Genomic DNA, 11,810 nt, shown 5'->3' on the forward strand with positions numbered 1-11,810 from the left:
CGTTCCCACCGCCGAGCACCCCGGGCACCCGACCACGACCCGAGGGGCGGCCTGGCGGCGCCCCTGTCCGCCGGGAACGGGTCAGCAGGAGCCGAGGTCGGTGGTGCGGGTGACGCGGAACTGGGTGATGGGGGCGACGGGCGGGTTGTCGACGGCGTACGCGGTGCCGTCGTGCTTGCTGAACTCGACCACGGCCTGCACGGACAGCGGCACCAGGACCAGGTTGAACTCCTTGCCGGCGTCGCCGGGCGCGCCGATCACCACCCGGTCGGCCCGCCACGAGTCCCCGTCGAACTTGAGGACCTTCTCCCAGTAGTACTTGGTGTCGCCCGGGACCTGGATGAACAACCCGACCTCCCGGCCCTGGGGCTTGGTGCCGTACCCGGTGATGTCCGCGCATTGCGGCACCGAGACGGCGCTGGTCAACGTGAAGGCGACCGGGGACGGCGATCCGGATGCGGAGGGTGGCGGCGGGGATCCGGTGCCCGTGGGGGTGTCGTCGGGCAGCAGCCGGTCCAGCAGCGCGGGCGTCACGCCGATGAGGGCGGCCAGCACGACTCCGGCAAAGGCCAGCTGGGGCCCACTGATGCGGCTCTTGGGCTGCTTCTTCTCCTGCGCGGTCATCCTTTGTGGATACCGCACGCGGGCGAGGCGCGCCATCGCCCGCGTGCAGGAACCCGGGCGGCGTCAGCGCAGCGTCGCCTCGGCGAGGGTCGTCGGCGAGCCGCCGTCCCAGGCGCCGGTGAGCGTGAACCCGCCGCTGCCGGCGGAGCCGAGCACGCGGTGCACGACCAGTCCAGCGGTGGCGGTGGTGATGCGGGTGGGATCGCCGTCGGTGGTCTGCTCGATCGCGCCGACCGCCGGGACGGCCGTGCCGGGGGCGCCGCTGCCGTGCAGCGACATGGCCGGGGCGCGCTTCTCCTGGCGGCCGTCGACGTCGACGAACTCGTCGGCCTCGCCCCCGCCGGTGAGGATCGCGGTGGCCAGGGCCTGCAGGTACACCGGGTCGCCGGTGGCGTCGTACACCCAGCGCTTGCCGAGCACGGAGTGCTCGGTCGTGCCGACGAGCCACGGCTCGCCGCCGTCCAGCGGTGCGCCCCGGTAGGTGAGCGGGACGTGCAGCACGGGGCCGTCGCCGGCCTGGACCAGGATCGTCTCGACGCCGACCTCGCCGTCGGGGTCGTCGAAGCGGCAGGCGGCCACCCGCCGCACACCGGGCTCCGCCGGTCCCTGGTACCAGGACCGGGTGGGCAGCCACGAGTCGATCAGCTCGAGCTTGGTCGGCTGGATTTCCGCGCGGTACAGAAGTGCCATGTGCCGCATCGTAGACGCCGGTCGGGACACCCCAGCGGGGCCGCGTCAGTGCGGTAGCACGCGTCACCGGCGAAACGCGGCGAGGATCGGCAAAGCAAGCGCCGGGCGTACGCGCGGGGCGTAGTTTCGGACGCGTGGCCACCCTGCTGACGGTGAGCGTGGGCCTGCCCAAGGACGTCGACTGGCGCGGGCGCACCGTGTACACCGGCGTGTGGAAGCAGCCTGTGGACGGCCCGGTGATGCTGCGCCGGCTCAACCTCGACGGCGACGGCCAGGGCGACCTGGGCGGGCACGGCGGTGAGCAGCGCGCGGTGCTGGTGTACCAGCAGGACTCCTACCGCTACTGGGCGCAGGTGCTGGGCCGCGACGACCTGATGCCCGGCCAGTTCGGCGAGAACTTCACCGTCGACGGGCTGCCCGACGACGAGGTGTGCATCGGCGACCGCTACCGCGTCGGCGAGGCTGTGGTCGAGGTGACGCAGCCGCGGGTGACCTGCTACCGCGTCGGGCTGCGGATGAACGAGCCGCGCATGGCGGCGCTGATGGTCGCCCACCACCGGCCCGGCTTCTACCTGCGGGTGCTGACCGAGGGCCTGGTGCGGGCCGGGGACGGGATCGTGAAGCTGTCCACCGGACCCGAGGCGATGACCGTCGCCGAGCTCGACGCCCTGCTGTATCTGCCGGGCCACTCCCGTGACGACGCCGCGCGGGCGCTGCGGATACCGGCGCTCAGTCCCGGGTGGCAGGCCTCGATGCAGGGGCTGCTGGACCAGGCCGACGAGCAGGAGGGCAATGCGGGCCTGGAGACGGCCGCCGCTCCGCCCGCCTGGGCCGGGTTCCGCCCGCTGACCGTCACCGCGCTCGACGAGGAGACCCGCGACGTCTTCTCGCTGCACCTGGCCGCCGCCGACGGGACCCCGCTGCCCTCAGCGCTGCCCGGCCAGTTCCTGACGCTGCGGCTGCCCGGCGAGGCCGGGCCGCTCGTCCGCAGCTATTCGCTGTCGGGCACGCCCGGGGACGCGGTGTACCGGATCAGCGTGAAGCAGGAGCCGCACGGCGCGGCCGGGACGTATCTGCGCGCCAATGCCCGGCCCGGTCTGACCGTGGAGGCGGCCGCGCCGCGGGGCTCGTTCACCCTGGATTCCGGCGAGCAGCCCGTGCTGCTGCTGTCGGCGGGGATCGGGGCGACGCCGGTGATGGCCATGCTGCACGCTCTCGCCGCGACGCAGCCGGACCGGCCGGTGTGGTGGGTGCACGGCGCGCGGGACGGCGCCGAGCACGCCTTCGCGGCGGAGAGCCGCGAGCTGCTGCGACGGCTGCCGCACGCGCACACGCACATCTGCTACAGCCGGCCCGGCCCCGAGGACCGCGACTACACCACCGCCGGACGGATCACTCCGGAGGTGCTGCGCGGGCTGAACCTGCCCCCGGACACGGCCGCCTACCTGTGCGGCCCGACGGAGTTCATGGGAGAGATCACCACCGCTCTCGGCGAGCTGGGTCTGGGTCCCGGGCAGGTGCACAGCGAGCTGTTCGGTGCCCAGGGCGGCCTGACCCCCGGCATCGCCGCCGCGCCCGCCGCGCCGCCGCATCCGCCGGACGGCCCGCCCGGACCGGGTCCGGCGGTGTCGTTCGTCCGCAGCGGGCTGACCGTGCCGTGGAGCCCGTCCTACGCCAGCCTGCTGGAGTTCGCCGAGGCGTGCGACGTGCCGGTGCGCTGGTCCTGCCGGACCGGGGTGTGCCACACCTGTGTGAGCGGCCTGCTGTCCGGGCAGGTGGCGTACTCACCCGAACCGGTCGAGGAGCCCGGCGAGGGAAACCTGCTCATCTGCTGCTCCGAGCCGACCTCCGAGTTGGCGCTCGACCTGTGACCCGGCCGCGGGTCAGAACGTCTTGAAGCTGCGGATCGGCATGCGGGGGCCGTACTTCGGCGCGCCGATGCCGGAGACCTCGATGAGGTGGCAGACCCGGCCGCGCTGCCCGGCGAACGGGGCGAGCAGCTCCAGCATCCTGGCGTCGGTGCCGCGGGGCTCCCCGGCCAGCGCGTAGCAGACGAAGTTCGGCAGGTGGAAGTCGCCGACACTGACCGCGTCGGGGTCGCCGAACACCACGGCCGCCGTCTCCGCGGCGGTCCACGGGCCGATGCCGCGGATGGTCAGCAGGTGCGTGGTGAGCGCGGCGCTGTCGGGGCGGCGTTCCAGCCGGCCGGCCTGGGCGGCGACCCGCCGCAGCGTCTCGGCCCGGCGTTGTTCCAGGCCCAGCGGGTGGAACTCGTAGTACGGGGTGGCGGCGACGACCTCCGGGTCGGGCGGCAGCCACAGGTTGTCCACGGGCCCCGGGGCCTTGGCGCTGAGCTTGCGGACGATCGCCGCGTACGCGCGGTACGCCTCCGTGCCGGTGACCTTCTGCTCGCACACCGCCCGCAGCAACCGGGGGAACGCCAGGCGGGTCGTCGGCAGGCGCAGCCCGGCGTGCTCGCGGGCCAGCCGGGCGACCAGCGGGTGCGCCTTGGACAGCGCGGCGAACCCGGTGACGTCGTCGCGCAGCCCGGCGATCGCGTCGGCCTGCTCGGCCAGCCAGCCCGCGCCCTCGCCGTACGCCTCGACGTGCAGGAACCGGCCCGCGGAGCGCAGCGCCAGGCTGCCCGGACCCTGTGGGGTCCGGGCAGCCAGCCAGTAGACGCCGTCGACCCAGCGTGCGCAGGGGTCGTGCCGGCCGAGGCTGAGCTGCCCGAGCGTGCCGGCGATGTCGTATCGCTCAGGCAGCTCGTGTCGCTCGGTCACGGCATCGAATCTGCCACGCTCAGACGGCGAGCCACAGTGCGGGGGTGGTGGCGGGCTCCCAGCCGGACAGCGAGGTGTGCGCCTGCCGGCAGGAGTAGACGACGCCCTGGTAGGTCACCCGGGCGCCGGTGGCGTAGCTGACGTTGGGCGCCCACACCGGGTACGAGCCGGTCGGGCTGGCCGACGGGCTGCTGCTGGGCGGGGCCGACGGGGACGCGCTGGGCGACTTGCTCGGCGACGGCGAGGTGCTGGGCGACGCGCTCGGCGACGGCGGGGCGCTCGGCGACACCGACGGCGACGGCACGGTGCCGCCGATGACCACGTCGGCGCAGGAGTAGAACGCCTCCGGGCTGTCCGAGCGCTGCCAGATCATGTAGATCAGGTGGCGGCCGGGGTGACCGGACGGGATCGTGCCGGACAGGCTGTAGTAGCCGTCGACGACCGCCGGGTTGGTGACGGTCAGGAACGGGCTGGCCTCCAGGTCGCCCCAGCGCAGCGGGGTCGACGGGTGGTAGCCCGGCCGGGTGATGTAGAGCTGCCAGCTGCCCAGGTGCGGGGCGGTGGCGCGGATGCGGAAGGTGTACGCCCCGGACGCGGGCAGCGTGGTGGTCTTCCAGTCGCTGCGGCCCAGGTCGAGCCCGGCGTACTTGGTGCGGTTGGCGCTGCACAGCTTGCCGTCGGGGATGATGCTGCGGTGCTGCCCGGCGGCGTTGGCGATGTTCACCTCGTTCCAGTCGTAGAGCGGCTGGGTGCCGCCGAGGGCGACGACGGCCTGGCAGGCGGGCGTGTCCGGGGACTCCGGGCCCTCCAGGTAGCACGTGTAGACGCGGCTGGCGGGCGTGGTCATGGTGCCGTGGCTCGACGCGGGGCCGGTCAGGGCGATCACGGCGAGGGTCGGGGCGAGGGCCAGCAGGGTCGTGGCGAGGGCAGCGCGGGAAGCGGCGCGCATGCGTTCCACCTCTCTGTGGAAGTTCCAATAAGGAAACTTAACTAAGAGATGAATTTACGCCTCACGTCCATACTGATCAATGGGCTGCGCCCAGACTGTTACCCGGCGGCGCCGGTGCCGCGCTGGGCGGCCAGCGCCAGGGAGCGGTGCAGGAGTTTGCCGTCGCCGAGCAGGTGGCGGAGCTTCTTCTCCAGCCCCGCGATGGGCACCAGGTTCTGCGGGGCGCGGGGGTCCTTGTAGGGCAGCGACGCGAAGCGGGGGATCGTCGCCGTGGACAGCTCGGCCAGCGCGACGGCCTGGTGCTCGGGCACCTCGGCCGAGCACTCCACCCGCACGATGCCCGCCCACGGCGAGCTGCCGCCGTGCGGCAGGCGCAGATACCAGGTGAGCCGCTCGTACACGCCGGCGATCCGGAAGACCGGGGTGCGCTGCGCGGGCCGGAGCGCGGCGACCACGCTGATCAGGCGATCGGGCAGGTACTGCTTCTGCTGGGTCTTGATGTAGCCCAGGGTGCGCGGCAGCGCGTCGCGGCTGCGCAGCGGCCCGTCCACGATCAGCAGATCGCCGTCCTCGCGCAGCTGCCGGGACACCTCGATCTCCAGCTCGGTCAGCGCCCGCTGCACGCCGTTGGACAGGTCGCCCTCGTCCGCGCCGACGATGGTCTCCGCGCGGTAGCGGGCGGCCTGCCCGGCGTCCACGTCGGAGGGTCGTTCGGCGGCGGTGAACAGGGTGCGCTCGACCTTCACACCGGTGACGCTCGCCCCGGACGAGCGCTCGCAGCGCACCACCCCGGCCGCGTACGAGCAGGCCAGGCCGGGACGGGTCACCCCGTCGTGGTCCTCGATCCACAGGCGGGCGTCGGTGCGGCGTACGCCGTCGACGAGCAGCACCACGTCGGGTGCGCGTACGCCCGGCGGGGTGTCCAGGGGTTGCCAGGCCGCCGCCGGCAGCTCGATCTCGGCGTCGAGCTTGGCGCTGCTGGCCTCGGCGGGCCCCCGGTCCGCGCCGTCGAGACTGGCGCCGAAGCCGGGATCCCAGGCGTCCACATGGAACTTCATGAGATCTGTCTACCAGCTCTCGTCTATCCGACCCGCTCCACGCGGGCCGTGCGGGCGTCCTTGCTGATCTCGAACCGGACCGGGATGCGCTCAGCCAGCGCCTGGACGTGCGTCACCACGCCGACCATGCGGTCACCCGTCGCGGCAAGGTTCTCCAGCGTCGCCGCGACGGTGTCCAGAGTGGACGCGTCCAATGTCCCGAAGCCCTCGTCGAGCATGATGGACTCCAGGCTCGCCGTGGGTGACAGGCCGCCGAGCTGGTCGGCCAGGGCCAGCGCGAGCGCGAGCGAGGCCTGGAACGTCTCGCCGCCCGACAGCGTCCGCACGGTGCGGCGCAGCCCGGCGTCGTGGTGGTCGACCACGAAGAACTCGCGGTCCTCGTGGATCAGGTCGTACTGCCCGCCGGACAGCTCGCGCAGGATCGCCGACGCCCCGTCCACGAGGGCGTCGAGCGCCTCCTGCAGCAACCAGGCCTCGAAGTTGTTGGCCCGCAGGTGGGTGGCGAGCGCGGTGGCCACCTGCCGGTCGGTCTCGATCACGGCCCGCTGCGCCCGCAGCGCCTCGGCCTGGGCACGCCGCTCCAGCAGCGTGTCCCGGGCGGCGGCCATGCGTTCCACGGTCACCGCGGCGGCCCGCTGGTGCTCCCCGGCCCCGGGCCGGGGCAGCTCGGCGGCGGCGAACAGCCCGTCGAGCCGGTGCACCAGCGCGGCCGCGTGCTCGCGGGCCTGCGCCAGGCGGGCCCGCTCGCCGTCGCGTTCGGCCTGGGCGGCGCTCGCCTGCTCCCGGGCCCAGCCGTCCAGGGCGCGCCAGGCCGCGGCGAGGTCGTCGCGGTCCGCGGCGGGCGGGGCCAGCGCGGCCACCGTGTCCCGGGCCGTGTCGAACGAGCGCCAGCCGGCGGTCAGCCGGTCCTGCGCCTGCTGCGCGGCCGCGGCGGCGCGCCGCTGGGCCTCGCGCGCGGTGCGCAGCGCGGCGGCGGCCGCGGTCAGCTCACGCCGCAGCGCCTCGGCCGCGGTCAGCTGCTCCCGCAGCTTCGGGACCGGCGCGGCGCCCTGCAGCACCCTGGTGACCTCGGCAGCGCGCACCGCCAGCTGCTCACGCTGCGCGGACGCCTTCGCATGCCGCACGCTCGCCTCGTTGACCTTGCGGTCGAGCTGCTCGCGCCCGGCGCGGGCGGTGGAAACGGCCTGCTCGGCCTGCTCGACGACCTTCTTCGCCGCGGTCATCGCGGGCTGGTCCGGCATCGCCGGCACGGTCGCCACGTGCTGCGTGCAGACCGGGCACTCGTGGCCCGCCCTCAGGTCCCGGCGCAGCCAGGCGGCCCGGTCGGCGGTCTGCGCGGCCTGCAACGCCTGCTGTGCCTGGGTCAGCGCCGTCTCGGCCTGCGCCTGGCGCGCCACCGCGGCCTGCTGCGCGCCGAGCGCGGAGTCGTGCAGCTGCTGCGCCTGCGACGCGGCCGCGTCCAGCTCGGACAGCTGGGTGCCCAGCCGCGACGACTCGGCATGCGCTTCGAGCAGGCCGCGCAGCACCGTCGGGTCGGCGGCGGCCTCCAGCTGGGCCCGCACCTTCTCCTCGGACTCCTCGGCGGTGCCCACCGCGATGGCGGCGTCCTGCGCGGCGGCCGCGGCCGTGCGGGCCGCCTCGGCCAGGCTGGTCACCCCGGCCGGCGCGGCGACCGAGGTCAGCACGCGCAGCCGCTGCTCGGCGGCGGTCGCCTCGGTGCTGACCTGCTCGACTTTGCGCTGCGCCTCGACCAGCTCCGGCAGCGCGGCGTCGACGTCGGCGGCCAGGACGCGGGCCTGCTCCACCCGCCGCTCCGCGGCCTCGATCGCCTCGTCGGAGGCGGCGGCGGTCAGCTCGTTGAGCACCGGCTCGGTGGCGGCCAGCTTCGCGTTGGCCTCGGCGACCAGCGCGGCGGCCTTCTCCCGGATCTTCTCGTACACGTCCAGGCCGAGCAGGCGGACCAGGATCTCCTGGCGCTCCGCGGGCCGGGCGTGCAGGAACGCCGCGAACTCGCCCTGCGGCAGCACCACGCACTTGATGAACTGGTCGTACGGCAGCCCGACCACGTCCGCGACGGCGTGGTCCAGCTCGCTCGGCGTCCCCGCGAGCGCCTCGCCCAGCTCGTCGAGCAGGTCGTCGCCGTCCAGCGTGGACGCGTCGAAGCCCGGGGTGAGCGCCTGCAGTCCCGCGGCCCGGGTCGCGGCCCGGCCCTTGCCGTCCCGGCGCACCACCCGCGTCGCCGCGTACCGGGTGCCGCCGGCCTCGAAGATCAGCCGCACCGCGGCCTCGGTCGCCGACGGGGCGAGCGCGTGCGCGACGCTGCGCCCGCCGCCCCAGCGCGGCGCGGTGCCGTACAGCGCGAAGCAGATCGCGTCGAGCAGCGTCGACTTGCCCGAGCCGGTCGGCCCGACGAGCGCGAAGAAGTCGCAGTCGGTCAGGTCGACCGTGGTCGGCTCCCGGAACACCGTGAACCCACGCAGATCGAGTCGCAACGGCCTCATGCCCGCACCCTCCTCGGCGTGCTCGCGCTCCGGCCGCTCATCCGGCGACCTCCGTGTACAGGCGCTCGAACAGCGACTTCGTCGCGGTGTCGTCGTGCCCCCGGTGGGTCAGGTAGTCGCCGAACAGCTCCGGCGCGCTGCGGCCCGAGCGCTGCGGCCGGGCGGTGCGGGTCGCCGCGTCGGGCAGCACCGACGGGTCCACCCGGATCTCCAGCGCCCGCGGATACAGCTCCTGCACCTGCTCGCGCAGCCCGGCGCGGGGCGGCTCGGCGACGTACACCCGCAGCCAGGCGTCGTCCTCGGCCTGGGCTTCGGCCTGGGCGGTCAGCTCCTCCAGGGTGCCGCGCAGCGTGCGCAGCGGGGTGACGCTCGGCAGCTCCACCGTGCGGGCCTGCGCCGACGTCTGCGCGGTCACCTCGACCATGGTCACGCTGGGACGGTTCTCCTGCTCGCCGAAGTCGACCGCGATCGGGGAGCCGCTGTAGCGGATCGGGCACGCGCCCGGCAGCAGCTGCGCCCGGTGCAGGTGGCCCAGCGCCACGTAGTGCGCGTTGCTCGGGAACACCGACGACGGCACCGCGTAGCCGAGGATGCAGTGCGCGTCGCGCTCGCCGCCGCCCATCGTCCCGCCGACCACGGTCAGGTGCGCGGTGAGCAGGTTGACCGTCTTCGGGTCGCCGAACGCCTGCTCGGCCAGCCGCGCCATCAGCCGCGCCAGGTGGTCGGCGTACGTCGCCTGCGCCTCCGCCTCGGTCAGGTCGAACATCTCCAGCGCGCGCACCGCGTAGCGCTGGGACAGGAACGGCAGCGCGACGCAGCGCCACGCCTCGCCGCCCCTGGTGGTGCCCGAGACGATGTGATCGGCCGGGTTGTCGCTGATCCGGCCGCGCAGGTTGATGCCCGCCGCGTCGGCCCAGGAGCGCAGCGCGTCCAGCGCCGCGCCGTTGTCGTGGTTGCCCGCGATGGCGACGACCTCGGCCCCGGTGGCGCGCAGCGCGCTCAGCGCCCGGGTCACGATCTTCGTGGCCTCCGGCGAGGGCGCGGCCACGTCGAACAGGTCACCGGCGACGATGATCAGGTCAGGCTGCTCGGCCTGGGCGATCTGGACCACCGCGTGCAGCGCGGCGATCTGCTCCCCGGTGCGGGAGCGGCCCTTGAGCACCTTGCCGACGTGCCAGTCGGAGGTGTGCAGAATCCGCATCGTCAGTCCTTAAACTCGCTGCTCGGGGGACTCAGAAGGGGATCTCGTCGTCGGCCATGCCGTTGCGCGCGCCCGAGCCGACCACCGCGAACGGGTCGGTGGCGCTGACCATGCTGGCCAGCGTCGCCCGCGGCGCGGGACCCGCCTCGCTGGGCCGGGTCGCCCAGGCCGGGAACGGGAACTCCACCGCCAGCGGCACCGGGATCTCCGGCTGGCCGACGAACATGGTGCCGGGTTTGGCCAGCAGCACCCGCTGGCGCTGGGCGGGCGGCAGGAAGCCGTACTCCGGGCGGCCGGCCTCGGCCGGGTCCAGCCGGCCGACGACCCGGATCGCCGAGTTGGCGACGATGCGCCGCTCCACCTCCGACGCGGTCTGCTGCGCGCCGATCAGCACCACGCCCAGCGAGCGGCCCCGCTCGGCGATGTCGAGCAGCACGTCCTTGATCGGGCTGGAGCCGTCGCGGGGGGCGTACTTGTTCAGCTCGTCGAGGACCACGAACAGCAGCGGCTTGGGGCTGCCCGCCTTCTCCTTGCGCTCGAACTCGGTCTTCAGCGTCACGCCGACCACGAAGCGCTGCGCGCGGTCCGGCAGGTTGTGCAGGTCGACGACGGTGACCTGGGCGCTCTCGGCGGTGGAGATGCTGTGCGCGCGGCGCTCGGGCAGGTCGCCGCGGATCAGCCGGGCCAGGTCGCGCTTGCTGTTGATGAGCCGCCGGGCGAACGCGTTGATGGTGCCGATGCCGACCGAGCTGCCGGACCACACGCCCCGGGTGTCCTCGTCGTTGAGCTGCTCCACCAGGTGGTCGACGAGCTGCTCGTAGCTGTTGATGCGGAAGCCGTCGAGGGTGATGCCGCCGTCGGTGGGCACCGCGTGCTTGGCCAGCTGGGCGGTGACCGAGTGCACCACCATCGTGTACTGCTGGCGCTCGTCGTCGGCGTCGGCGAACACGTACGGCAGCAGCCGGTCGGTGCAGAACTGGGCCAGCGTCCAGTAGAACGGGTCCACCCCGGTGAGCCGGCTGGCCACGTCGGGGCTGCCGGTCGGGTCCCCGGCGCGGGCCGGGGCGAACACGCTGACCTGCGGGAACGGCGCGGCCTCCAGGCCGAGCTTGTGATACTGCGCGCGGGTGCGCTCGTCCAGGCGGGTGTTCTGGTGGTCGAGGAACAGCAGGTCCTCGCCCTTGACGTTGAAGATGAGCGCCTTGGTGTTGACCGCGTCGCCGCCGAACACGCCCGAGCGGAACACGGAGTAGAGCAGGAAGGTCGCGAAGCTGGTCTTCGTCGCCACGCCCGAGATGCCGGAGATGGACACGTGCGCGCCTCGGCTGCCGTCGAGGAAGTCGGCGTTGAGGTAGACCGGCATCCCGTCGCGGCCGGTGCCGATGGGCAGGCGGCGGTGCATGCGGTCGAAGGACAGCGCGCTGTCGCGCGACTCGCCCTGGGCCCGGAACGCGACCGCGCCGGGCAGCGGCGGCACGTACACCTCCGGCTCGACCCGGGTCACGGTGACCTCGGCCGCCTCCTGGACCTGCGCGGGCAGCATGCCCTCGGCGATGGCGAACACGTCGGAGTCGAAGCTCGCGCCCTCGTGGCGGGCCCGCACGCTGGTCACCACGCCGGCGATGGTGACCATGCCGATGTCGGGCAGTGGCCGCTGGGTCACCACGACGTCGTCAAGCTGCAGGTATGACCCCTCGGCGACCGCGACCCAGAAGGTCAGCGGACTCGCGTCCTCGGTGCCCAGCACCCGCCCGACCGGTGTCCCCGGCTGCTCCTCGCTCACCCGCAGAACCCTAGCGGTCACCAACGACAAAGCCACCGTTCTCGCGTCCCGACAGTGACCAGCACCCCTCCCCGTGTCACCACCCCGACACCAGCTCCCCGCCGACCCCCTCGCCGACCACCCCCGCCGCCTACATCGCCGCCTACCTCCAAGATCGCTGTCTCGTGCCGAATTGTCAGGTCAGAACACATTTTTCGACACGAGACAGCGATCATGGCACC

Annotated in this window: 9 protein-coding genes; 1 reads left to right on the forward strand and 8 read right to left on the reverse strand. The window is 73.8% G+C overall.

Annotated elements, in window-relative coordinates:
• Nucleotides 1-81: 81 nt before the first annotated feature.
• On the reverse strand, nucleotides 82-624 hold the full coding sequence (locus HAV39_RS03285; RefSeq protein ID WP_191837671.1) for a hypothetical protein: 543 nt from the start codon (nucleotides 622-624) through the stop codon (nucleotides 82-84).
• Between the two features lie 63 nt (nucleotides 625-687).
• Nucleotides 688-1,314 carry a CG0192-related protein gene (locus HAV39_RS03290; RefSeq protein WP_191837672.1) on the reverse strand — a complete coding sequence of 209 codons (627 nt, stop codon included), beginning with the start codon at nucleotides 1,312-1,314 and terminating at the stop codon, nucleotides 688-690.
• Between the two features lie 134 nt (nucleotides 1,315-1,448).
• On the opposite strand from HAV39_RS03290, the gene HAV39_RS03295 reads away from it, so the two are divergent.
• Nucleotides 1,449-3,185, forward strand: coding sequence for an MOSC and FAD-binding oxidoreductase domain-containing protein (locus tag HAV39_RS03295; protein WP_191837673.1), 1,737 nt, complete (start codon nucleotides 1,449-1,451; stop codon nucleotides 3,183-3,185).
• Between the two features lie 12 nt (nucleotides 3,186-3,197).
• On the opposite strand, the gene HAV39_RS03300 is transcribed toward HAV39_RS03295, so the two are convergent.
• From HAV39_RS03300 to HAV39_RS03325, 6 genes are all read right to left on the reverse strand, one after another.
• Nucleotides 3,198-4,097, reverse strand: coding sequence for a DNA-3-methyladenine glycosylase family protein (locus HAV39_RS03300; RefSeq protein WP_191837674.1), 900 nt, complete (start codon nucleotides 4,095-4,097; stop codon nucleotides 3,198-3,200).
• A gap of 19 nt (nucleotides 4,098-4,116) precedes the next feature.
• On the reverse strand, nucleotides 4,117-5,046 hold the full coding sequence (locus tag HAV39_RS03305; RefSeq protein ID WP_203736138.1) for a lytic polysaccharide monooxygenase auxiliary activity family 9 protein: 930 nt from the start codon (nucleotides 5,044-5,046) through the stop codon (nucleotides 4,117-4,119).
• A gap of 98 nt (nucleotides 5,047-5,144) precedes the next feature.
• On the reverse strand, nucleotides 5,145-6,104 hold the full coding sequence (locus HAV39_RS03310; RefSeq protein WP_120318724.1) for a hypothetical protein: 960 nt from the start codon (nucleotides 6,102-6,104) through the stop codon (nucleotides 5,145-5,147).
• Nucleotides 6,105-6,127: 23 nt separating this feature from the next.
• Entirely contained in the window at nucleotides 6,128-8,605 is a 2,478-nt protein-coding gene (locus HAV39_RS03315; protein WP_191837675.1) for an AAA family ATPase, read from the reverse strand.
• Between the two features lie 37 nt (nucleotides 8,606-8,642).
• The gene (locus HAV39_RS03320; protein WP_191837676.1) at nucleotides 8,643-9,806 is read right to left on the reverse strand and encodes an exonuclease SbcCD subunit D; all 1,164 of its coding nucleotides are present in this window, start codon (nucleotides 9,804-9,806) and stop codon (nucleotides 8,643-8,645) included.
• A 31-nt stretch (nucleotides 9,807-9,837) separates the two neighbouring features.
• Nucleotides 9,838-11,589, reverse strand: coding sequence for an ATP-binding protein (locus HAV39_RS03325; protein ID WP_373311656.1), 1,752 nt, complete (start codon nucleotides 11,587-11,589; stop codon nucleotides 9,838-9,840).
• Nucleotides 11,590-11,810: the final 221 nt, after the last annotated feature.

Source organism: Catellatospora chokoriensis (assembly GCF_011297315.1).
GTDB classification, from domain to species: Bacteria; Actinomycetota; Actinomycetes; order Mycobacteriales; family Micromonosporaceae; genus Catellatospora; species Catellatospora citrea.

Excerpts from the sequence above, each read along its gene's own strand:
- HAV39_RS03310 (WP_120318724.1), bottom strand. The coding sequence starts at position 6,104 with ATGAAGTTCCATGTGGACGCCTGGGATCCCGGCTTCGGCGCCAGTCTC.
- HAV39_RS03285 (WP_191837671.1), bottom strand. The coding sequence starts at position 624 with ATGACCGCGCAGGAGAAGAAGCAGCCCAAGAGCCGCATCAGTGGGCCC.
- HAV39_RS03315 (WP_191837675.1), bottom strand. The coding sequence starts at position 8,605 with ATGAGGCCGTTGCGACTCGATCTGCGTGGGTTCACGGTGTTCCGGGAG.
- HAV39_RS03290 (WP_191837672.1), bottom strand. The coding sequence starts at position 1,314 with ATGGCACTTCTGTACCGCGCGGAAATCCAGCCGACCAAGCTCGAGCTG.
- HAV39_RS03305 (WP_203736138.1), bottom strand. The coding sequence starts at position 5,046 with ATGCGCGCCGCTTCCCGCGCTGCCCTCGCCACGACCCTGCTGGCCCTC.
- HAV39_RS03320 (WP_191837676.1), bottom strand. The coding sequence starts at position 9,806 with ATGCGGATTCTGCACACCTCCGACTGGCACGTCGGCAAGGTGCTCAAG.